The 20,539-nt window shown below is 64.5% G+C and carries 16 protein-coding genes; 1 reads left to right on the top strand and 15 read right to left on the bottom strand.

Annotated features, from left to right (window positions below):
• Positions 1–2: 2 nt before the first annotated feature.
• From secA to murJ, 4 genes are read right to left on the bottom strand one after another with little or no spacing between them, the layout of a single operon-like run.
• A complete protein-coding gene (gene secA / locus IPP68_11715) occupies positions 3–3,038 on the bottom strand; it encodes a preprotein translocase subunit SecA (protein MBL0351021.1) in 3,036 nt (1,011 codons plus the stop codon).
• A gap of 45 nt (positions 3,039–3,083) precedes the next feature.
• Positions 3,084–3,368 carry an MGMT family protein gene (locus tag IPP68_11710; GenBank protein MBL0351020.1) on the bottom strand — a complete coding sequence of 95 codons (285 nt, stop codon included), beginning with the start codon at positions 3,366–3,368 and terminating at the stop codon, positions 3,084–3,086.
• Between the two features lie 4 nt (positions 3,369–3,372).
• Positions 3,373–4,707 carry an excinuclease ABC subunit UvrC gene (locus IPP68_11705; GenBank protein ID MBL0351019.1) on the bottom strand — a complete coding sequence of 445 codons (1,335 nt, stop codon included), beginning with the start codon at positions 4,705–4,707 and terminating at the stop codon, positions 3,373–3,375.
• Positions 4,697–6,286 carry a murein biosynthesis integral membrane protein MurJ gene (gene murJ, locus IPP68_11700; GenBank protein ID MBL0351018.1) on the bottom strand — a complete coding sequence of 530 codons (1,590 nt, stop codon included), beginning with the start codon at positions 6,284–6,286 and terminating at the stop codon, positions 4,697–4,699. Before murJ ends, IPP68_11705 begins: the two co-directional genes overlap by 11 nt.
• A gap of 70 nt (positions 6,287–6,356) precedes the next feature.
• On the opposite strand from murJ, the gene IPP68_11695 reads away from it, so the two are divergent.
• Entirely contained in the window at positions 6,357–6,644 is a 288-nt protein-coding gene (locus IPP68_11695) for a 30S ribosomal protein S20 (GenBank protein MBL0351017.1), read from the top strand.
• Here IPP68_11695 and holA read toward each other — a convergent pair.
• From holA to thiC, 11 genes are all read right to left on the bottom strand, one after another.
• Positions 6,631–7,665, bottom strand: a complete 1,035-nt coding sequence (gene holA, locus IPP68_11690; protein ID MBL0351016.1) for a DNA polymerase III subunit delta — start codon at positions 7,663–7,665, stop codon at positions 6,631–6,633. The two genes, IPP68_11695 and holA, sit on opposite strands and share 14 nt — an antisense overlap.
• 4 nt (positions 7,666–7,669) lie before the next feature.
• On the bottom strand, positions 7,670–8,305 hold the full coding sequence (locus IPP68_11685) for an LptE family protein (protein ID MBL0351015.1): 636 nt from the start codon (positions 8,303–8,305) through the stop codon (positions 7,670–7,672).
• Positions 8,302–10,842 carry a leucine--tRNA ligase gene (locus tag IPP68_11680; GenBank protein ID MBL0351014.1) on the bottom strand — a complete coding sequence of 847 codons (2,541 nt, stop codon included), beginning with the start codon at positions 10,840–10,842 and terminating at the stop codon, positions 8,302–8,304. The genes IPP68_11685 and IPP68_11680 overlap by 4 nt, the downstream gene beginning before the upstream one ends.
• Complete coding sequence (locus IPP68_11675) at positions 10,839–11,594, bottom strand: TlyA family RNA methyltransferase (GenBank protein MBL0351013.1); 756 nt, start codon at positions 11,592–11,594, stop codon at positions 10,839–10,841. The genes IPP68_11680 and IPP68_11675 overlap by 4 nt, the downstream gene beginning before the upstream one ends.
• A gap of 1 nt (position 11,595) precedes the next feature.
• Complete coding sequence (locus IPP68_11670; GenBank protein MBL0351012.1) at positions 11,596–13,464, bottom strand: 1-deoxy-D-xylulose-5-phosphate synthase; 1,869 nt, start codon at positions 13,462–13,464, stop codon at positions 11,596–11,598.
• A 1-nt stretch (position 13,465) separates the two neighbouring features.
• Positions 13,466–14,332, bottom strand: a complete 867-nt coding sequence (locus IPP68_11665) for a polyprenyl synthetase family protein (protein MBL0351011.1) — start codon at positions 14,330–14,332, stop codon at positions 13,466–13,468.
• Positions 14,333–14,373: 41 nt separating this feature from the next.
• Positions 14,374–15,162, bottom strand: a complete 789-nt coding sequence (locus IPP68_11660; protein MBL0351010.1) for a TIGR00282 family metallophosphoesterase — start codon at positions 15,160–15,162, stop codon at positions 14,374–14,376.
• Positions 15,163–15,312: 150 nt separating this feature from the next.
• Positions 15,313–16,917 carry a citramalate synthase gene (locus tag IPP68_11655; GenBank protein MBL0351009.1) on the bottom strand — a complete coding sequence of 535 codons (1,605 nt, stop codon included), beginning with the start codon at positions 16,915–16,917 and terminating at the stop codon, positions 15,313–15,315.
• Positions 16,914–18,152 carry an aspartate kinase gene (locus IPP68_11650; GenBank protein MBL0351008.1) on the bottom strand — a complete coding sequence of 413 codons (1,239 nt, stop codon included), beginning with the start codon at positions 18,150–18,152 and terminating at the stop codon, positions 16,914–16,916. The genes IPP68_11655 and IPP68_11650 overlap by 4 nt, the downstream gene beginning before the upstream one ends.
• Positions 18,149–19,099: a homoserine kinase gene (locus IPP68_11645; GenBank protein MBL0351007.1), complete on the bottom strand. Its 951-nt coding sequence runs from the start codon at positions 19,097–19,099 to the stop codon at positions 18,149–18,151. Before IPP68_11645 ends, IPP68_11650 begins: the two co-directional genes overlap by 4 nt.
• 45 nt (positions 19,100–19,144) lie before the next feature.
• Positions 19,145–20,539: a phosphomethylpyrimidine synthase ThiC gene (thiC, locus tag IPP68_11640; GenBank protein ID MBL0351006.1), complete on the bottom strand. Its 1,395-nt coding sequence runs from the start codon at positions 20,537–20,539 to the stop codon at positions 19,145–19,147.

The raw sequence follows: 20,539 nt of genomic DNA, 5'->3' as shown, positions 1-20,539 counted from the left end.
GATTATTTGCCGCAGCACTTCTTGTATTTCTTCCCGCTGCCGCAGGGGCAGGGGTCGTTGCGCCCGATGGTTTTCACCGTCGGAAGGGCGGCCACGGGGGCGGCCGGCGGGTTTTTCCCGTTGGGGCGGGCGGTGGCGATCAGGGGCGCCGGGCGAACGGCGCGCGCCGGCTCCGATCGGGAGGCTTCGCCCGCCACGTCGGGCGATTCGGGTTTTTCCAGCAACATCACCCGTTCGGCCGGGGCGGACTGGGGCGCGGCTTCCAGGTGGAACATGTATTCCAGAGTCTCTTCCCGGATCCGCTGCATCATGCCCTCAAAAAGGGCGAAGCCTTCTTTTTGGAACTCGATCAGGGGGTCCTTCTGCCCGTAGGCCCGAAGGAAGATGCCCTTCCGCAACTGTTCCAAATAGGTCAGGTGATCCACCCAGGCGGTGTCCATCACTTGCAAGAGAATGAAGCGCCCCATCTGGCGGAACAGGTCGGCGCCCACCGTCGACGCGCGCTTTTGAAAGGCGTCTTCCAACACCTCGGTCAATTCCGTCAACAAGGCGGCCGACGAAGGATAGGCCTCCAACTTAAATTCGCGCTCCACCCCGAACCCCCGGGCCAGCCAGGCCTTCAGGCTCTGGAACTCCCACTCGTCGGAATGGGCCTTTTCCGGCGCCCAGAGGGCCAGCTTTTCCTCGAGGGATTCCACCATCATGGTTTTCAGCCGGTCCGTCAGGTCCAAACCGTCCAAAATCGCGTTCCGCAATTTATACACGGCCTCGCGCTGCTTGTTCATGACGTTGTCGAAATCCAAAAGCTGTTTGCGGATGTCGAAGTTCATGGCTTCGACTTTGGTTTGGGCGCTCTCGATGGCTTTGTTCACCCAGGGGTGCTGAATGTCCTCCCCCTCCTGCATGCCCAAGCGCGACATCCACGCCTGCATCCGCTCGGAGCCGAAAAGGCGCATCAACTCGTCGTCCAACGCCAGATAGAACCGGGACGAGCCGGGATCGCCCTGGCGGCCGGCGCGGCCCCGCAGTTGGTTGTCGATGCGCCGGGACTCGTGGCGCTCGGTGCCCAGGATGTGCAAGCCGCCCCGGCGTTCCCGGGCCAGAATGTTTTCGGGGAGCAAACTTTCCAGAAGCGCCCGGTTGTACGTCCGAAGCGTATCGGTGTCGACCGCCTGCCCCGCGGTTCGCGCCTGGGCGACTTTCTCCTTAAGCTCGGCGCTCAAAGCGGCGGGCGCCCCGGCGATCTCCAGGGCCTTGTCCAAATCGGGTTGATCCAACAGGGCGTTCAGGGCGGCGATGGCTTGTTTTTCCGTCGCTTTGGGCCAGCCCTTGGCGTCCACGTTCATCTTGGCCAGAAGCACCCGGTCCACCGTTTCGGGTTTTTTGGCGCGGCTTTCGTAATCGTAAACGTTGAAATCGCCCAACCCGAAGAAGATCGAACCGTGCTTGACGATGTCGGCGGCCTCGGCGTCGGGCGGGTTGCCGCCCAAAATAATGTCCGTGCCGCGGCCCGCCATGTTGGTGGCGATGGTGACGGCGGCCTTCCGTCCGGCCTGGGCGATGATGCTCGCCTCCTGCTCGTGGTACTTGGCGTTTAAAACGCTGTGCGGGATGCCCTTGCGCCGGAGCATGGCGGCCAACCGCTCCGATTTTTCGATGGAGCGCGTGCCCACGAGCACGGGCTGGCCCCGCCGCCAACAATCCTCGATTTCGTCCACGATGGCTTCGTATTTTTCCCGCTCGGTGCGGAACACGCGGTCGGCCTGGTCGCCCCGGCGGGTGGGCTTGTTGGGCGGAATGGCGACGACGTCCAGCTTGTAGATTTCCCAAAATTCCTTCGCCTCGGTCAGGGCGGTGCCCGTCATGCCGGCCAGCTTTTTGTATTGCTTGAAGAAGTTCTGGAAGGTGATGGTGGCGAGGGTTTGATTTTCCTCCGCGACGCGGATGCCTTCCTTGGCCTCGACCGCCTGGTGCAGCCCGTCGGACCAGCGGCGCCCGGGCATCAACCGCCCCGTGAATTCGTCCACGATGATCACTTCACCGTCCTTGACGACGTAGTCGACGTCTTTCTGGTAAAGCTTGTGGGCCCGGATGGCCTGGGAGATGTGGTGCACCCATTCCCCGGAAATATCGTCGTAGAGGCTGCGCACGCTCAGGAGGGATTCGCACTTGCCGATGCCCTGGTCGGTCAGGGTCGCCGTGTGGGCCTTTTCGTCCACGATGTAATCGAACCCGGCGCCCAGGTCGATGCCCTTGTACTTGGCCTCGATTTCCTCGGACTCGGTGATGACCCGGCCCTTCAGCTGGGGAATCAGGCGGTTGACGATTTGGTAGCGCTGGCTGGAGGCTTCCCCGGGACCGGAAATGATGAGGGGCGTCCGGGCCTCGTCGATCAAGATGGAGTCCACTTCGTCCACGATGGCGAAATTGAAGGGCCGCAGAACCCGGTGGCCCGGGTCCCGCACCAGGTTGTCGCGCAAATAGTCGAAGCCGATTTCGTTGTTGGTGACGTAGGTCACGTCGCAGGCGTAAGCCCGGCGGCGTTCGTCGTTGGGCATGTCGTGCTGGACGAAGCCGACGGTCAATCCCAGGAATTCGTAAATGGGCCCCATCCACTGGCGGTCGCGTTTGGCCAGGTAGTCGTTGACGGTCACCAGGTGAACGCCCTTCCCGGTCAGGGCGTTCAAATACACCGGCAGGGTGGCGACCAGGGTCTTGCCTTCGCCGGTTTTCATTTCGGAAATCATGCCGCGATGGAGGACGATGCCGCCGATCAGTTGGCACCGGTAAGGGCGCAGGCCGATGGCCCGGGCCGCGCCCTCCCGGGCGACGGCGAAGGCCTCGGGCAACAGGTCGTCCAGGGTTTCGCCCTTGGCCAGGCGCTCCTTGAACTCCGGGGTTTTGGCTTTCAGCGCCTCGTCCGTCAGGGCGGCCGTGGCCTGGGCGTAGGTCTCCGCCCGGTCCACCAAGGGGTCGATGGCCTTGAGGGTCCGCTGATTTTGCGTGCCGATGAAGAACTTCAGGATGGTTTCAATCATAAAAAATGGCCCGGAATTCCGGGCACAATTTTTGAATTATATCAATTATCCCTTCCGTCCAACTTCCGCGCCTTCTTTTTCAAGCAATCGCCGCTTGGTCGCGACGCCCCCCCGGCCGGAATAGCCGCCCATCCCGCCGTCCGACCGCACCACCCGGTGGCAGGGGACCACGGGCGCGAAGGGGTTGGCCCCGAGGGCCGTCCCGACCGCTCGGGCCGCTCCGGGTTTGCCGATTTTTTGGGCGATCCAGCCGTAGGTGCGGACCTCGCCCCGGGGGATTTCGGCGCAGGCCTTCCAGACCGACTGGTAAAAAGCGGAATGGTCTTTCATGGCTTCACGGATTTTTTTCGGCAGGGGCATCGGCGTCTCCTTCGAACATTTTCTTGTCGCGGCGCGACCGGTGGAAGGTCACGGCGAAACGGTGGGCTTCGTCCCGAACGCGCTGAAGCAGGTGCAGGGCCGGGGAGGATTTGGGAAGGCAAATGGGCTCTTTGCGGTCGGGCAAAAATATTTCCTCCTCCCGTTTGGCCAGGGACGCCAGGGCCAAACGCCGCCCCAGGGGGGCCACGGCCCGGACGGCGGCCGACAACTGCCCCGGTCCTCCGTCGATCAAGGTCAAATCCGGCCAGGTCCCGCCCTCGGCTTGAACGCGCCGGTAGCGGCGCCCCACGACTTCCTCCATGGAGGCGAAATCGTCGATTCCCTTCACCGTGCGCACGCGGAACTTCCGGTATTGGGACTTGTCCGGTTTCCCGTCCCGAAGCACGACCAGGGAGGCCACGGTCTCCACCCCTTGAACGTGCGAGATGTCGAAACATTCGATCCACCGGGGCGGGCGCGGCAGGTCCAGCGCCCGCTGAAGTTCCTGGAGCGCCTGGGTGGATTGGATCCGCCCCAAAACGTCCTCCTCCCGCATGGCCCGGAACGTCACCGTTTGCCGCACGTGGGCCAGGGCGGCCAGGTGGTCGCGGAGAACGGCCGCCTTCTCGTATTTCATTTCGGCCGCGGCCTGCTTCATCTCGGCTTCCCAGCCCCGTCGAAGAAGGGTGTTTTTCCCCTCGAAAAAGAGAACGGCCCGGTCCACCAGGCCGCCGTAGTCCTTCCGGGAGATCCGCCCCAGGCAGGGCGCGGGGCATTCGCCCGTGTGCAGGTAAAGGCACGACCGGACTTTTTGATAGGTCAACGGTTGGGCTTCGGTGAATTCGTAGTCGCAGGGGCGCAGGGGAAAGAGTTTCCGCTTCCACAGCCCTTCCAGGAGGCCCCGCACCGCGCTGACGTTCGGGTACGGGCCGAAATAGCGGGCCCCGTCCCGCCGCCGATCCCGGGTGAGACGGATCCGGGGAAAATCCTCGTTGGTGGAAATTTTGACGAAGGGGTAGGTCTTCCCGTCCTTCCACATGACGTTGAACAAGGGCTGGTGGCGGCCGATGAGCCGTTGCTCGATCACCAGGGCCTCCCGCTCGCTGGCGGCCGCGATGTAATCGATGTGTTGCACCTCGTCCATGAGGGCCCGGGTCTTGGGTTCCAACCCCGTGGGGCGGAAATAATTCGCCACGCGTTTCCGTAAATCCACGGCCTTGCCGATGTAGACGATGGCCCCGGCCCGGTTCCGCATCAAATAGACGCCGGGTCGGTGGGGAAGGGTTTTGAGGAGTTCGTTACTCGGCAAGGGGAACGCTCGCCCCGCGCCGACGGCGGAGGAGGCTCATCATCCGGTCGTATTCGTCCATCTTTAAAATTCGCGTGAGTCCGATGTACACCGCGGCCCCGCCCCCGACGGCCACCAGGGTTCGAAGGGCCAAAACCCCCGGCGTCCAACGGAGCAGGGCCCAACTGGCCACGGCCATGGCCAGGGCCGCCCCGGCCATTTGAAGGAGGGACGCGCCGATGCGCCGCCCCCCCATGAGGCCGATCTTTTTGCGGAGGTAATGGACGAGCACGCCGACGTTGACAAAGGACGCCAGGGTCGTGGCGAAGGCCAAACCGCCCACGCCCCAGTAATGCATGAGCACCACGTTCCCCACCATGTTGATGAAGAGGCACAGGGTCGCCACGCGGACGGGGGTGCGGGTGTCTTTCTGGGCGTAAAAAGCGGTCACGATCACCTTGACCAGGGAATAGGCCGGCAGGCCCAGGGTGTAGGCCGCGAGCGCCGCGGCGGTGTATCCCGTTTGCACGGCCGTGAACCGCCCGTGTTCAAAAAGCAATTGCACCAGGGGCCGGGCCAGGAGGACCATTCCGACCGTGGCCGGCACCACCATATAGAGCGTCATGCGGATGGAAAAATTGAGGTTTTCTTTGAACGCCTCCCAATCCCCCTTGGCCGCGCTCAGCGCCAGGTGGGGCAAGGTGGCCGTCGACAGCGACACGCCGAAAAGAGCCAGGGAAAACTGCATCAACCGGTTGGAGTTGTAGAGGGCCGTCACCGACCCCTCGGCCAGGAAGGAAGCGCAAATGGTGTCCACGTAGGCGTTGACCTGGTCGATGGAGAGCCCCCAAATGGACGGGAGCACCAGCCAGCCCACCCGGCGAACGTCGGGGTCCCGGGGGTTCCAGCGCCAGCGGAACAACAGCCCCTCTTTCTTGAGTTGGGGCCACAGCATGAGGAAGTGGAGAATCCCCCCGACGGTCGTGCTGATCGCCAACCCCTGAATGGGGTCCACCGTCCAACGGTGGATAAAAAGGATGTAGACGATGGTCGCCACCGACAGCATGGCGGGCGCCAGGGAGGGGATGAAGAAATAGCCCAGGGCGTTCAAGGCCGCCGAGGACAAGGCCGCCAAACAGACGAACAACAGGAACGGGAACAACTGGCGGGTGAGCCGGACGGTCAATTCGTATTTGGAGGGGTCCGCCGCCTTAAACCCTCCCGCCGCCAGGGACACGATCAAGGGCGATCCCAAAATCCCCAAGGCCACGATGCCCAGGAGCAGAACCGTCAGGAAGGTGAAGAGGGTGTAAAAGAAATTGTTGGCTTCGGCCCGCTCCTTCCGCGCCAGGTGGTCGGAAAAAACGGGAACGAAGGCCGTGGCGAGGGGCCCTTCCCCCAGAATGCGGCGGAACAGGTTCGACAAGCGGAAAGCGGCGTAAAAGGCGTCGGTCAAATGGCCGCCGCCGAAGGCGTTGGCCACCAGGGCGTCCCGGGCGTAGCCCAAAATTCGGGACATCAAGGTCGCGATGGAAACGGCGCCCGCGTGGCGAACCATTTTTTCGGACGAGGGGCGCGCGGCGTTGGACGGCGGGGTCATGGTCAAACAATCTCCTCGAAGGGGGGGCCCGGGTTGACGGTCAAAATCAAATTATCTAAAATCTCGCCCTATGGCAAAGCTAAAAACTGGACGTCACACTTCATCGTTGAAGGAAGTCCGCAAGGCCGTTAAACGCCGTTGGGCCAACGTGGCCGCCAAAACAACGGCGCGCGAACTGGCCAAGCAATTGACCGGCGCCATCGCCGCCAAGGACTCCGCCAAGGTGAAGGAACTCCTCCCCAAAACGATGTCCGCCTGGAAAAAGCTCGGCAACGCCCACACCGTTCATCCGACGAACGCGGCGCGCAAAATCGCCAAGCTCTCCCGGGCGGCCCACAAAGCCCTCAGCGCCGCTTAAGCGGCGCGTTTTCTTCCGTCAAGGCGATCGTTAAGCGCGTTAATTCGGCGTCGGCACTTGTGCGCCCGGATTTAATCGCCACGTCGGCCTGAAGAAGGCGCTCCAAGGCGTTTCGGACGTCGCCCCAACTCCACCGCGCCTGGGCGGCTTCCAAATCGGCCTGAACGTCCCGAAGCCGAATCCACAGCTTTTCAAATACTTCCAACCGGGGCCGCTTTTCCGCGAAGAGCGCCTTGGCCAGGGCCAAGCGCTGCACGGCCTTGATGAACTGCGGCAGGAGCGCCTCGTCCGCTTCCCCCTGCCCCCGCTTTTCCTCCAGCACGCCCAGGGCCCGGGTCCGGTCCCGGCTCCAGAGAACCCGCTCCCATTCCATAAAGTGAAACCCGGCGCGTCCGCCGGTCGACACCGCGGCCACGTCCTCCGCCGTGAGGTCGGCCCGGTCCTTGGCGTAGAGCGCCAGTTTGCCGACTTCCTGGGCCAAATCCGGCAGGGAGGGCCCCACGGTTTCCAACAGGGCCCGGGCCGCGGGCAACCCCATCTTTTTTCCCTGGGCCGCGGCGCGCTCCACGATCCACCCCGGCAGTTGATTTTCAAAGGGCGGCCAAAACACCGCCACGGCCCCGGCGCTCCGCACGGCTTGAACCAACACGGTGCGGTTGTCGGCCTTGTCGTCCCACAGAAGGACCAGGCAATTGGAGTCGGGAAGGCCGGCGATGCCGTCGGCCAGGCGGTTGGTTTCGGCGGTGGAAAGTTCCTGGGCGCGGCGAACGACGATCAAGCGGCGGCCGCCGAAAAAGGGCAGGGTCCCCGCGGCCGCCAAAATCGCGCCGGCGGAGGCGTCGGCCCCGTCGAACCCGTCGGTGTTCATCCCGCCGGGGTCGTCGCCGATGAACTTGGCTTTCAGCCGTTGAAAGGTTTCTTCCTTGGTGAGCGCGTCGGGGCCCGCCAGCATGTAGACGCGGTGGAAGGTCCCTTTGGACCATCCCGCGACCAGCGCCTGCGGGTCGTCGGCGGCGGGCATGGGCTCAGTAGGGGGCCGGCGGGGCCACCCGGGGACGCGACGGCGTCGCGGCGTCCTTGGCGGGCAGCGTTTCGGTGGGCACTTTCCGCGCGCTGGCGCCGGTGACCGAACCGAATCCTTCGATGGTCCGTTTCACGATGTCCCGGGCGAACAGGTCCCACAGGGCTTCGCGGGCTTCTTCCTCGGTGCGGCCGCCGGGGGCGGTTTCCACGAAGTAGCGGTATTCCTGCTCGACCCGGGGTTCTTCCCAAAGCGTGACGGCGTTTTTCCGGTCGATGAACCGGACGTTCATGATGACCCACAGCCGGTATTCCTCCGGCTGGTTGTTGGCGTCGTAGGTGGTCACTTGGCGGATGTAATTGACGATTTCCCCCTCGATCACCCCGTCGGCCTGGGATTCCTGGTTCACGAAGGGCAGGCGCCCGTCCCGGATGAATTCCTCCTCCACCCGCAGGCGCAGCTTGTCCTCCAAACCGAAGAATTGCGTCCGGTTCTGGAACGGCCGCACGCCGATTTTTTGAATGCTGGGCGGCAGCGTGACCGCCAGGGGCGTGTTGTACCCGCCCACTTCCGAGCAACCGGCCAAGAGCCCGGCGAAAAGAATGCCCCCCAACCCCCATGCCCAACGACGTCGGTTCATTCGGACCTCCCGTTTGCGGGCCGGGTGACGAAACTCACCATGCGCCCGGGGACGTGAATTTCCTTCAAGATCTGTTGATCGCGCAACGCTTCCTGGATTCGCGGAAGAGCCCGGGCCGTTTCCAGCACGAGGGTCGGCGCGGCGTTCGGCGCCACCCGTACCCGGTCCCGCACCTTGCCGTTGATTTGAACCGGAATCTCCACGCTGTCGTCCACCAGGAGCGCCGGGTCGGCCGTCGGCCATTTTTCCCGGAACGCCAGGTCCCGGTGGCCCAGCCGTTCCCACATTTCCTCCGCCAGGTGCGGGGCGAAGGGCGACAGCAAAAGCACCACGGCTTCCACGTCGGCCCGATCGGCGCCGGTGGACAGGACGTTGGTGTATTCCATCAAGGAGGCGATGGCCGTGTTGAACTTGAACCCGTCCACACGCTCGGTCACGGCCTGAATGGTTTTGTGACGGAGGCGCACGTGGGGATCGCCCGCCGCGGCCGGCGCCTCCAGCAGGCGCCACACCCGCTGCAAAAACCGGGTCACGCCCTCCACCCCGCGCATGTCCCAGGGTTTTGGCATTTCAAAATCGCCCATGAACATTTCGTACAGCCGCATGGCGTCCGCCCCGTATTTGCCGATGATGTCGTCGGGGCTCACCACGTTCTTTTTCGACTTGGACATTTTCTCGACCTGCTCGGCCAGGACTTCGCCGGTGCTCTTGAGTTTCGGCGGCCGGGAGGCGAAATCGATTTCATCGTAGGCGTGGTAAGCCCCCAGCTTGTCCCGGTAGCTGTAGGACAACACCATGCCCTGGTGGCGCAATTTATGGAAAGGCTCCTTGGAGGAGACCAACCCCAGATCGAACAACACTTTGTGCCAAAACCGGCTGTAGAGCAGATGGAGCACGGCGTGCTCCGCCCCGCCCACATACAAGTCCACGCCGGATTTCCCGGCCCAATAGGCCTCCGCCGCGGGGGCCCAGGCCCGGTCGGCGTTCCGGGCGTCCAAATAGCGCAGGTAATACCAGCAGGACCCCGCCCATTGGGGCATGGTGTTGGTTTCCCGACGGGCGGGGGCGCCGCAGACGGGGCAGGTGGTTTTGACCCAGGACTCCACCGCCGCCAAAGGGGATTCCCCCGTGCCCGTGGGCTCGTAGCGCTCCACCGCCGGCAACAACACCGGCAAATCTTTTTCGGGGATCGGAACGGGCCCCGCGCAGGCGCCCTGGCAGTGCACGATGGGAATGGGCTCGCCCCAATAGCGCTGGCGGGAAAACACCCAATCCCGCAGACGGTAGTTGACGGCCTTTTTCCCCTGGCCGCGTTTTTCCAGATCCGCCGTGATTTTTTTCTTGAAGGCGGCGGTCTCCAACCCGTCGTAGGACCCGCTGTTGACCGCGACGCCCTCGTCCTCGAAAGCCCGGGAAGAGTCCGGCGCGCCGCCGGAACGCGGGGCCACCACGGGCTTGATGGCGATCCCGAATTTCTTGGCGAATTCGAAATCCCGGGAATCGTGGGCCGGCACCGCCATGATGGCGCCCGTGCCGTAACTCACCAGGACGTAATCCGAAATCCAGACGGGAATTTTTTCGCCGTTGACCGGGTTGACGACGGATCCGCCGGTGAACACCCCGGTTTTATCCTTGGCCAAGTCCGTTCGTTCCAAGTCCGATTTGTTCCGGGCCAGCTTTTGGTAGGCCTCCACGTCGCCCCGGCGTTCCGCCGTCGCAAAAGCCGGCACCAGGGGGTGTTCGGGCGACAGCACCAAATAGGTCGCGCCGAAGAGCGTGTCGGGCCGCGTCGTGAAAACCGTGACGGATTTCCCCGCCGCGCCGTCCGCGCCCTGGAAAACCACCTCGGCCCCTTCGGAGCGGCCGATCCAGTTGCGTTGCATGGCCAACGTGGATTCGGGCCAGTCCAGGCCCTCCAAATCCTCCAGCAGGCGGTCCGCGTAGGCCGTGATCTTCAACAACCACTGGCGCATGTCCCGCCGTTCCACGGGGGTTCCACAACGCTCGCAGGCGCCCTGGTGGACTTCCTCGTTGGCCAGGCCCGTGCGGCAACTGGGGCAGAAATTAATCGGGCTGACGCCCTCGAAGGCCAGGCCTTTTTTGTAGAGCTGGAGGAAAATCCATTGGGTCCATTTGTAATAGGCCGGGTCGGTGGTGTCCACTTCCCGGGACCAGTCGTAGGAGAACCCCAGGGATTTGATCTGCCGCCGGAAATTGTTGATGTTGTTTTGGGTGACGACCCGGGGGGCCTGGCCGGTTTGAATGGCGTGGTTTTCCGCCGGCAGGCCGAAGGCGTCCCAGCCCATGGGGTGCAGGACGTTGAAGCCCTGCATGCGTTTCATTCGGGACAGAATGTCCGTGGCGGTGTAGCCTTCGGGATGCCCCACGTGCAGGCCCGCGCCCGAGGGGTACGGGAACATGTCCAGAATGTAGAGTTTGGGCTTCCGGGGGTCGGGGTCCGATTTGAAAACGCCGGCGTCCTCCCAGCGTTTTTGCCACTTGGGCTCGATGGAAGCGGGGTTGAAAGGTTCGGTCATGGTTTTTTGTAAAGGTGCAGCAAATATTCGATGTTGCCGTCCCGGCCCTTGAGCGGCGAGACCATGGATTTTTCAAACCGAAATCCCCAGCCGTCCGCCTGGGATTGAACGCGGGCCAACACCGCCTCCCGCACCGCGTCGTCCCGCACGATGCCCCCCGGAACGTCCTTGGGGCCCACCTCGAATTGCGGTTTCAACAGCACCACGAACTCTCCGCCCGGGGGCGTCGCCCCGGCCACCGTCGGCAGGACCTTGTCCAGGGAGATGAAAGACACGTCCACCACCGTGAGCAACCCGGGCCACAGCGCCGGGCCGGCGCTCGCCGCCACCCGTTCGGCGGTCAAGTCCCGGGCGTGGGTTTTTTCCAGATTCTCCACGCGCGGGTCGTTTCGCAATTTCCAGTGAAGCTGGCCGTGGCCCACGTCCACCGCCAGAACCCCGACCGCGCCCCGTTGCAACAGGCAGTCGGTGAACCCGCCCGTGGAGGCGCCCACGTCCAGGCAAAACCGCCCCGGGACCGCCACGCCGAATTCGTCCAGGGCCGCGGCCAATTTCTCCCCGCCCCGGGAAACGTAGGGCAGGTCGGCCACCAGCTCGATTTCCTGGTCGAGCCGAACTTTTTCGCCGGGCTTCACGTTCTTCAACCCCGGGGCCCGCACCTTGCCGGCCAGAATCAAGGCCTGGGCCTTGGCGCCGGTTTCGGCCAATCCCCGCTGAACCAGCAGGTGATCCAGTCGGACTTTTTCGATCAGATCAGGAGACCGTCTGGCTCTGCCGGCGAAATTCCAACACGCGGGCCGCGATCTTTTCGGCGGACAAGCCCGCCTTCTCGCGAATTTTGGATTGGGCCCCGTGCTCCACAAAGGCGTCGGGCAACGCGATGGTTCGGATCGCGATGTTTTCCCCCTCCAGCGCCTCCCGGACGGCGTCGCCGAAGCCGCCCACCAGCGTGTTCTCTTCCAAGGTCACCAGAAGGGGCGTTCGCCGCGCCACGCCCAGCAAAAATTCCCGGTCCAAGGGCTTGGCGAACCGCGCGTTCACCACCCGGACGGAGACGCCCTCGGCGGCCAGCTTTTCGGCCGCTTCCATGGCCGCCACGATGGGGTGGCCGATGGCCAAGAGCGTCACGTCCTCGCCTTCCCGAAGGACTTCGCCCTTGCCCAGGGGAATCAAGTGATAAGCGGTGTCCAGGGCCACGCCCTGCCCCGCGCCCCGGGGATAGCGGATCACCGACGGGCCCGGCAGGTTGAGCGCCGTTTTCAGCATGTGCTGCAATTCGTTCTCGTCCTTGGGCGCCATGACCGTCATGTTCGGGAACATGCGGGAGTACGACAGGTCGTACGCCCCGTGATGCGTCGGACCGTCTTCGCCCACCAGGCCCGCCCGGTCCAGGCAGAACACGACGGGCAGTTTTTGGAGCGCCACGTCGTGGAACATCTGGTCGAACCCGCGCTGCAGGAAGGTCGAGTAAATGGCCACCACGGGTTTCAACCCCCCGCAGGCCATGCCGGCCGCGAAGGTCACGGCGTGCTGCTCGCCCAGGCCCACGTCGTAAAAGCGGGAAGGGAGTTCTTTTCGGAAAAGGTCCAAGCCGGTGCCCTCGGGCATGGCCGCGGTGATGGCCACGATTTTGGAGTCTTCCTTGGCCAGTTTCACCAGGGCCTGGCCGAACACCGTCGTGTAGCTCGGGGGCCCGGCGGGGGCCTTGACCATTTCGCCGGTCTCGGGGTTGAAGCGGGTGACGCCGTGGTATTTGATCGGGTCGGCTTCGGCCGGCTCGTAGCCCCGGCCCTTTTTCGTCACCACGTGCAGGACGTGGGGGCCCTTGAGTTGCTTGATGGCCTGAAGGACTTCAATGAGTTGCGGCAGGTCGTGCCCGTCGATGGGCCCCAGGTAGCCGAACCCCATTTCCTCGAACAACACCCCGGGGAAGAGCATCACCTTGGCCCGCCGCGCCAGGCGCAACAGGTAGGCGCCGTAGAAACTCATGCGGGTGAGCAATTTTTCGATTTGCTTTTCCGCCCGGCGCACCATGCCCAGGGTGGCCAGTTTGGCCAGGAAGGCGCCCAGGGCGCCCACCCGGTGGGAGATGAACATTTGGTTGTCGTTCAAAACGACCAGGAGGTCCGTGCCCAGGTGGCCGGCGTTTTGCAGGGCCTCAAAAGCCATGCCGCCGGTCAGGGACCCGTCGTTGGCCACGGCGATCACGTGGTGGTCCTGCTTCAGCACGTCCCGGGCGGCGGCGAAACCCAGAGCCGCCGAAATGGAGGTCGAGGCGTGGCCCGCGCCGAACACGTCGTGCTCGGATTCGTTTCGGGAAAGAAATCCGGAAATCCCGCCGAACTGCCGCAGGGTGTGGAAGCGGTCCCGCCGCCCCGTGAGCAATTTGTGGGGGTACGCCTGGTGCCCCGTGTCCCAAATGATCTTGTCCTTGGGGGATTCGAACACGTAGTGCAGGGCGATGGCGAGCTCCACCGTGCCCAGCCCGGCGCCCAGGTGGCCGCCGACCTGGGAGGTCACGTCCAGAATTTTTTGCCGGATGTCCTTGGCCAGGATGGGAAGCAAATCCTTCCGGATGTTCCGCAGGTCCTGGGGTTTGTCGATCATGTCCAAAATATTCATGTCAGTTCTCTCGTGTGATGATGTAATCGGCCAGGGCCACCAACAGATCGGCCCGGCGGCCGAAGGGTTTCAAAAGGCGTTTGGCTTCGTCCACGGCCCGTCGGGCCCGGCGGCGGGATTCGTCCAGGCCGTAAACCGCGGGGTACGTCAGTTTCTGGTTCTCGGCGTCCGAGCCGCTTTTGCCCAGGAGCGCCTTGTTGCCCACGATGTCCAGCACGTCGTCGGCGATTTGGAAGGCCAAACCGATTTGATCGCCGTAGCGCTCCAGGGCCCGTTGGGCCGCGGGCGACGCGCCGGCGAGGAGCGCCCCCACCGACAGGCTCGCGGTGATGAGCGCGCCGGTTTTGTGCCGGTGGATGTAGTCCAACACCTTGGCGCGGTTGCCGTTCAAGGCCACGCCGCGCCCTTCCGATTCCAAATCCACCGCCTGGCCCCCCACCATTCCCTGGGACCCCACGGCCCGGGCGACCGTGCCAATGGCGGCCACCACGCGCTCGGCGCGGACGCCCGCCACCCGGGCGTTTTTGGCCATCAATTCAAAACCGTAGGTCAGCAAACCGTCCCCGGCCAAAATGGCCACGCCCTCGCCGAACACGCGGTGGTTGGTGGGCCGGCCGCGCCTCAAATCGTCGTCGTCCATGGCGGGCAGATCGTCGTGGACCAGGGAGTAGGTGTGGATCACTTCCAGGGCGCAGGCGGTGGGCAGCACCCGGGCGGGTTTCCCCCCCGTGATTTCCGCCGCGGCCAGGCACAACACCGGGCGCAGCCGTTTTCCCCCGGCGAACACCGAATACCGCATGGCCTTGTGCACCACGGGCGGCAGGGCCTCTTCCTTGGTCATGAGACGGTCCAGGGCCTTGTCCACCATTGCGGCCTTGGCCGCCAACGCTTTTTTCAATTCCTCGGGGGTCACGCCGTTCCGCCTTTCCGTTGCCACACTTTCGAAATCCGTTCGATCGACCGGGCCCGGCCCGACGCGTCGTCCACGTCCACGACCACGGCGCAAAACAGCGCGTCGCCCTCGGCCACTTCCAGTCGAACCCGCACGCCGGTCAAAAATCGTTTGAGCGCCCCCGCCCGGTCGCCGCCGATGATCCCGTCCCGGGGCCCGGCCATGCCGACGTCGCCGATGTAGGCCGTCCCGCCGGGGAGCACCCGCTCGTCGGCCGTTTGAACGTGGGTGTGGGTGCCGAGCACGGCGGAAGCCCGCCCGTCCAAATGCCAACCCATGGCCTGCTTTTCGCTGGTCGCCTCGGCGTGCATGTCCACGATCACCACCGGCGCGGGCCGTTCCTTGAGAAGCCGATCCGCCGCCTGGAACGGACAGTCGATCGAGGCCATGTTGTGCCGCCCCATCAACTGAAGCACCGCCACGGATCGCCCGCCGACCGTATAAAGACCCAGGCCCTTTCCGGCCAAGGGCGCCGGGTAATTGGCGGGGCGCAAAATTCGGGGATCGGCCAGCAGGGGCTCGGTTTCGGAGCGGTCCCAGGTGTGGTTCCCCAGGGTCAGGACGTCCAAGCCCGCGTCGAAAAGTTCCTTGGCCGTGGAGGCCGTCAAACCGCGCCCGCCGGCCGCGTTTTCAGCGTTCCCGATGGCGAAATCAATCCCGCCTTCGCGCCGAAGGGACGGCACGAATCCGCGCACCGCGTCCCGGCCCGGCCGGCCGAAAATGTCCCCCACAAAAAGAATCTTCACGGACGTCTCCCCGACGATAAATCAAAGGGGAAATATACCAAATTGAGGGGGGGTCCGGGGACGCAAAAGGCGCCGGGCCAAGGTGGAATTTCGGTTAAAAGACGCGACGAAACCGGGAAAAGCGGCGGAGTCCGCCCGGCGATCGGACGACTAGCGCGGCCGCTTGCCGTCGCGGAGGAGCTTGTATTCCACCGCGTCGCGCAGGGCCTGCCAGGAGGCTTCGATGATGTTGTCGGAGACCCCCACCGTGCCCCATTCCTCGGCGTGGTCGCGGCTGTTCACGAACACGCGGACTTTGGAGGCGGTGCCCACCGCGCCGTCGATGACGCGGACCTTGAAGTCCACGAGGCTCATCGTGCGGAGGTTGGGGTAAAATTTTTCCAGGGCGCGGCGGAGCGCCCGGTCCAGGGCGTCGATGGGGCCGTGGCCTTCCGCCACGGTGTGGACGCGCTCGTCCTTGACGGCGATTTTCAGGGAGGCTTCGGCCACCAACCCGCCGGTGTCCTTGTCCTCCTCCACGATCACCCGGAACCCTTTTTGATCAAAGAAGGGTTTGAAGGGACGAACCAACCGCGTCACCAACAAATAAAAAGACGCCTCGGCCCCTTCGAATTGATAGCCCTCTTTTTCCAGGGCCTTGACCTGCTGGATGATCTTGTCGATGGCTCCGGGGTGTTTTTCCAGATCGAGGTTGAATTCCCGGGCTTTCAAAATCATGTTGGACCGCCCGGCCAGTTCCGAGATCAGCACCCGCCGTTGGTTGCCCACGGTGCCCGGGTCCATGTGCTCGTAGGTCGAGGCGTGCCGCGCCATGGCGGACACGTGCACCCCGCCCTTGTGGGCGAAGGCCGAATTTCCGACGTAGGGTTGGTGGTCGTTGGGCACCTGGTTCGCCAGCTCGTCCACGTAGCGGGACACCTCGGTCAGGGACCGCAGTTGGTCCTTGGACACGCAGGGGAGGCCCAGCTTGGTCATGACGCCGGGAATCACGGAGATCAAATTCGCGTTGCCGCACCGCTCGCCCAGTCCGTTGGCGGTGCCTTGAACGAGGCGAACGCCCTGGCGCACGGCTTCCAGGGAGTTGGCGACGGCCGCGTCCGAATCGTTGTGGCAATGGATGCCCAATTCCACCGTCGGGAAACGGCGGCGGACCACCTGGACGATTTCGCCGATGTCGTGGGGGAGCGAGCCCCCGTTGGTGTCGCACAGGGTCAGGTTCGACGCGCCGCCTTTCCAAGCGGCGGTCAAACTCGACAGGGCGTACTCGGGGTTGGCGCGGAAACCGTCGAAGAAATGCTCGGCGTCGTAGACCACTTCCTTGCCCTTGGATTTGAGGAATTTGACGGACTCGCCGATCATCTTCAGGTTTTCGTCCAGGGTCGCCCGCAGGGCGTGGATCACGTGGAGGTCCCAGGACTTGCCGAAAATGCAGGCGACCGGGGTTTTGACCCGGACGATGGCGGCCAGATTGGGATCTTGGTGGGCGGCGGCGTCCCGGCGGCGGGTGCTGCCGAAGGCCGCCAGGCGGGCGTTCTTCAGGCGCAGGGAACGCGCGCGCTTGAAAAATTCCTCGTCCTTGGGGTTGGAGCCGGGCCACCCGCCTTCGATGTAGTCGACCCCCAGGCGGTCCAGCACCTGGGCGATCTTCAGCTTATCGTCGACGGTGAGCGAGACCCCTTCCCCCTGGGTGCCGTCCCGGAGGGTGGTGTCGTAGAGCCGCACCCGGGCGGCGTCGGACGCGCGGTTTTTTTTCACGCCTTCGCTTTGACCCGGGGTTTTTCCAGGCCGAAGGCCTTGTGCACGAGGCGGACGGCTTTCGGGCCGTCGCCTTCCCGCACCACGCAGGCGATTTTGATTTCGGAGGTGGAGATCATGTCGATGTTGATCCCGGCCTCGGCCAGGGATTTAAAGAGTTTCGCCGCCACGCCGGGGTGGCCTTTCATGCCGACGCCCACGATGGAGACTTTCGCCACCTTGTCGTCGCAGACCACTTCCTCGACCTTGAGGTCGGTGGACACGCGGTCCAAGACGGCCATGGCCTTCTTCACGTCCACCCGGCCGATGGTGAAGGAAATGTCGTTGCGTCCCTCGGTCGGGGCCGACTGGATGATCATGTCGACGTTGACGCCCTCGTCGGCCAGGGGGCCGAAGATTTTCGCCGCCACGCCGGGCCGGTCGGCCACGCCGCTCAAAGTGATTTTGGCCTGCTTGGGGTCGAAGGCGACCCCGCTGACAACGATCTGTTCCATACGCGGCACCTCCGCCGTGATCATAGTTCCTGCGTCTTCCGAAAACGTCGAACGGACGTGGATGTCCACGCCGTATTTCTTCCCCACTTCGATGGACCGGGCCTGCATCACCTGGGCGCCGGCCCCGGCCAGCTCCAGCATTTCGTCGTAGGAAATGCGGTCGATCTTCTGGGCTTCGGGCTCCACGCGCGGGTCCGTCGTGTAGACGCCTTTGACGTCGGTGTAGATTTCGCACACGTCGGCTTTGAGAGCCGCCGCCAGGGCCACGGCGGTCAAATCCGACCCCCCGCGGCCCAGGGTCGCGATGTCCTCGTTGGGGTTCAAGCCTTGGAACCCGGCCACGATGACGACCTTCCCTTTTTTCAATTGCTCAAAAATTTTCTTCGGCCGAATGGCCGTGATGCGCGCCCGGGTGTGGTCCTGGTCGGCGAAAATGCCGGCCTGGGGGCCGGTCAGGGAGACCGCCGCCACCCCGCGCTCGTTGATGGCCATGGACAGGAGCGCGATGGAGACCTGCTCCCCCGTCGACAACAGCATGTCCATTTCGCGCCCGCTCGGGCTGTCGGTGATTTTTTCGGCCATGGCGATCAGATCGTCCGTCATGTCGCCCGGCGCCGACACGACCACGACCACCCGGTGGCCCTGCTTGCGCTTGGCGGCCACGCGGCCGGCCACGTTTTTAATGCGGTCGGCGTCCGCCACGGAACTGCCGCCGAATTTCATAACGACGATGGAACTCATTTCGTTCTCTTTCGTGAGACGCCGAAAACGCGGGCGCCGGCTGTGTCGATCTTCAAAATTTCGCTGCGGGCCGCGGACCCCTTCCGTTGAAAGGCCGCGATCATCGCCCGGGACACCCGAGGGGCCGCGTCGGGGGCGCAGAGCGCCAGGACGCTCGGGCCCGCGCCGGACAAGGCCGCGCCGTGGGCGCCCACCCGCCGGGCGGCCGCGATCACCGCGGACAACCCGGGCACCAATTTTTCGCGGTACGGCTGGTGCAGCCGGTCCGCCATGGCTTCGCCCAGCAATTCCCACCGGCCGGATCGCACCGCGCCCAACAGCAGCGCCACGTGGGCGGCGTTGAACACCGCGTCGGCCCGGGGCACCCGGGCGGGGAGAGCCCGCCGGGCTTTCGCCGTCGGCACTTGGAAGGACGGCACGGCCACGACGGCCCGAAGGTTCTTAAAAAGCGAAGCGTCTTTCCAGGCCACCCAGCGAACGGCGTCCTTGGCCCGGACGGCCATGGTCAATCCCCCGGCCAGGGCCGGGGCCACGTTGTCGGGGTGGCCTTCCATGTCGGTGGCCAGGTCGATCAGCGCCGAAAGGTCCAAGGGCCGGCCCAGGGATTCGTTGGCCGCCACCAGTCCGCCCACGATCGCGGCCGAGGAGGAGCCCAGGCCGCCGGCCACGGGCAAGCGAACGCCCAGCTCGACGTCGACGGACGGAAGTTTTTTTCCGGCTTTCCGGTACAGGGCCCGAAGGGCCCGGACCACCAAATTGGTCGAGTCGACGGGGATGGCCTCGGCCCCGGGGCCCGTCGCCCGCACGCGCACCGCCGGGCCGTCGCCGCCGAAAGTCACGCGCACGGATTCGTGGATGGACAGGGCCAACCCCAGGACGTCGAACCCCGGGCCCAGATTGGCCGAGGTTCCGGGAACCCGGACCTGAACGGAAAAGAGCGAAGGCATTATTTTAGCACATCGCCGACGGCGGACGCGGGGACCGCCGCGGGGTCAGGCGCCGATGATTTCCGGCACGTCGGCCGGCCGATCGAGCTTCGGCGCCACGATGCCCGCCTTCACGTGGGCGTCGTGCTCCCGCACCAGCTTGTGGACGTCCTGGGTGATGCGCATGGAGCAGAACTTCGGCCCGCACATGGAGCAGAAGCGCGCGTCTTTGAACCCTTCCTCGGGGAGCGTCGAATCGTGCTTGGCCTGGGCCGCTTCGGGGTCGAGGGAAAGACGGAATTGGTCCTTCCAGCGGAATTCGAAACGGGCCTTGGACAGTTCGTCGTCCCGGTCCCGGGCGCCGGGGCGGCCCCGGGCGATGTCCGAGGCGTGGGCGGCGATTTTGTAGGCGATGCACCCCTGGCGCACGTCCTCGGCGTTCGGCAAGGACAGGTGTTCCGCCGGCGTGACGTAGCAGAGGAGCGACGCGCCGGACCAGCCCATGATCGCGGCGCCGATGGCCGAGGTGATGTGGTCGTAGGCCGGGGCGATGTCGGTGACCAGGGGCCCCAGGGTGTAAAAGGGCGCTTCGTGGCACCACTTCTGCTGAAGCTCCGCGTTCATTTTGATCAAATGCATGGGCACGTGACCGGGGCCTTCGATCATGACCTGGACGTCGTGCTTCCAGGACTGGAGGGTAAGCTCGCCCAACACTTTCAACTCCGCGAACTGGGCTTCGTCGTTGGCGTCGTGCAGACTGCCCGGCCGCAGGCCGTCGCCCAGGGAGAAGGACACGTCGTACTGCTTGAAAATTTCGCACAGCTCGCCGAAGTGGGTGTAGAGGAAGTTCTCGGCGTTGTGGGTGATCATCCACTGGGCCATGAGCGAGCCGCCCCGGGACACGATCCCCGTCAGGCGGTTCCGCGTCAAGCCCACGTGGTCTTTCAGGAGGCCGGCGTGGATGGTCATGTAGTCGACGCCCTGCTTCGCCTGCTTTTCCACTTCGTCCAGAAACAGTTTCGCCGTCAAGTCCTCCGGTTTTCCCACCCGCGCCAGGGCGCCGTAAATGGGCACCGTGCCGACGGGCACCGTGCTGTGGCGCACGATGGCTTCCCGGGTGGCGTCCAGGTCCTTCCCCGTGGACAAATCCATGATCGTGTCGGCGTGGTATTTCACCGCCATGTCGACTTTGTTCAGCTCGCATTGGATGTCCGAGGTCGTGGCGGAATTGCCGATGTTGGCGTTGATCTTGCAGTTGAAATTCGTGCCGACGATCATCGGGTCCAACCGGTGGGCCAAATGGTTGACGTTCGCCGGGATGATGGCGCGGCCCCGGGCCACTTCCTGGCGGACGTATTCGGCCTCGACGCGTTCCTTCTCGGCGATGCGCTTCATCTCCGGGGTCACTTCCCCCGCCTTCGCCCGGTGCATCTGCGTCACGTTTTTTGTATTCGAACTCAT

It is taken from the genome of Elusimicrobiota bacterium (assembly GCA_016722575.1).
In the GTDB taxonomy this organism is placed as follows: domain Bacteria; phylum Elusimicrobiota; class Elusimicrobia; order FEN-1173; family FEN-1173; genus JADKIY01.
The sequence above is the reverse complement of the archived record's forward strand: the minus strand, read 5'-3'. Positions and strand labels throughout refer to the sequence as shown.

Excerpts from the sequence above, each read along its gene's own strand:
- secA (MBL0351021.1), bottom strand. The coding sequence starts at position 3,038 with ATGATTGAAACCATCCTGAAGTTCTTCATCGGCACGCAAAATCAGCGG.
- IPP68_11710 (MBL0351020.1), bottom strand. The coding sequence starts at position 3,368 with ATGAAAGACCATTCCGCTTTTTACCAGTCGGTCTGGAAGGCCTGCGCC.
- murJ (MBL0351018.1), bottom strand. The coding sequence starts at position 6,286 with ATGACCCCGCCGTCCAACGCCGCGCGCCCCTCGTCCGAAAAAATGGTT.
- IPP68_11695 (MBL0351017.1), top strand. The coding sequence starts at position 6,357 with ATGGCAAAGCTAAAAACTGGACGTCACACTTCATCGTTGAAGGAAGTC.
- holA (MBL0351016.1), bottom strand. The coding sequence starts at position 7,665 with ATGCCCGCCGCCGACGACCCGCAGGCGCTGGTCGCGGGATGGTCCAAA.
- IPP68_11685 (MBL0351015.1), bottom strand. The coding sequence starts at position 8,305 with ATGAACCGACGTCGTTGGGCATGGGGGTTGGGGGGCATTCTTTTCGCC.
- IPP68_11680 (MBL0351014.1), bottom strand. The coding sequence starts at position 10,842 with ATGACCGAACCTTTCAACCCCGCTTCCATCGAGCCCAAGTGGCAAAAA.
- IPP68_11670 (MBL0351012.1), bottom strand. The coding sequence starts at position 13,464 with ATGAATATTTTGGACATGATCGACAAACCCCAGGACCTGCGGAACATC.
- IPP68_11665 (MBL0351011.1), bottom strand. The coding sequence starts at position 14,332 with ATGGTGGACAAGGCCCTGGACCGTCTCATGACCAAGGAAGAGGCCCTG.
- IPP68_11650 (MBL0351008.1), bottom strand. The coding sequence starts at position 18,152 with ATGAGTTCCATCGTCGTTATGAAATTCGGCGGCAGTTCCGTGGCGGAC.
- IPP68_11645 (MBL0351007.1), bottom strand. The coding sequence starts at position 19,099 with ATGCCTTCGCTCTTTTCCGTTCAGGTCCGGGTTCCCGGAACCTCGGCC.
- thiC (MBL0351006.1), bottom strand. The coding sequence starts at position 20,539 with ATGAGTTCGAATACAAAAAACGTGACGCAGATGCACCGGGCGAAGGCG.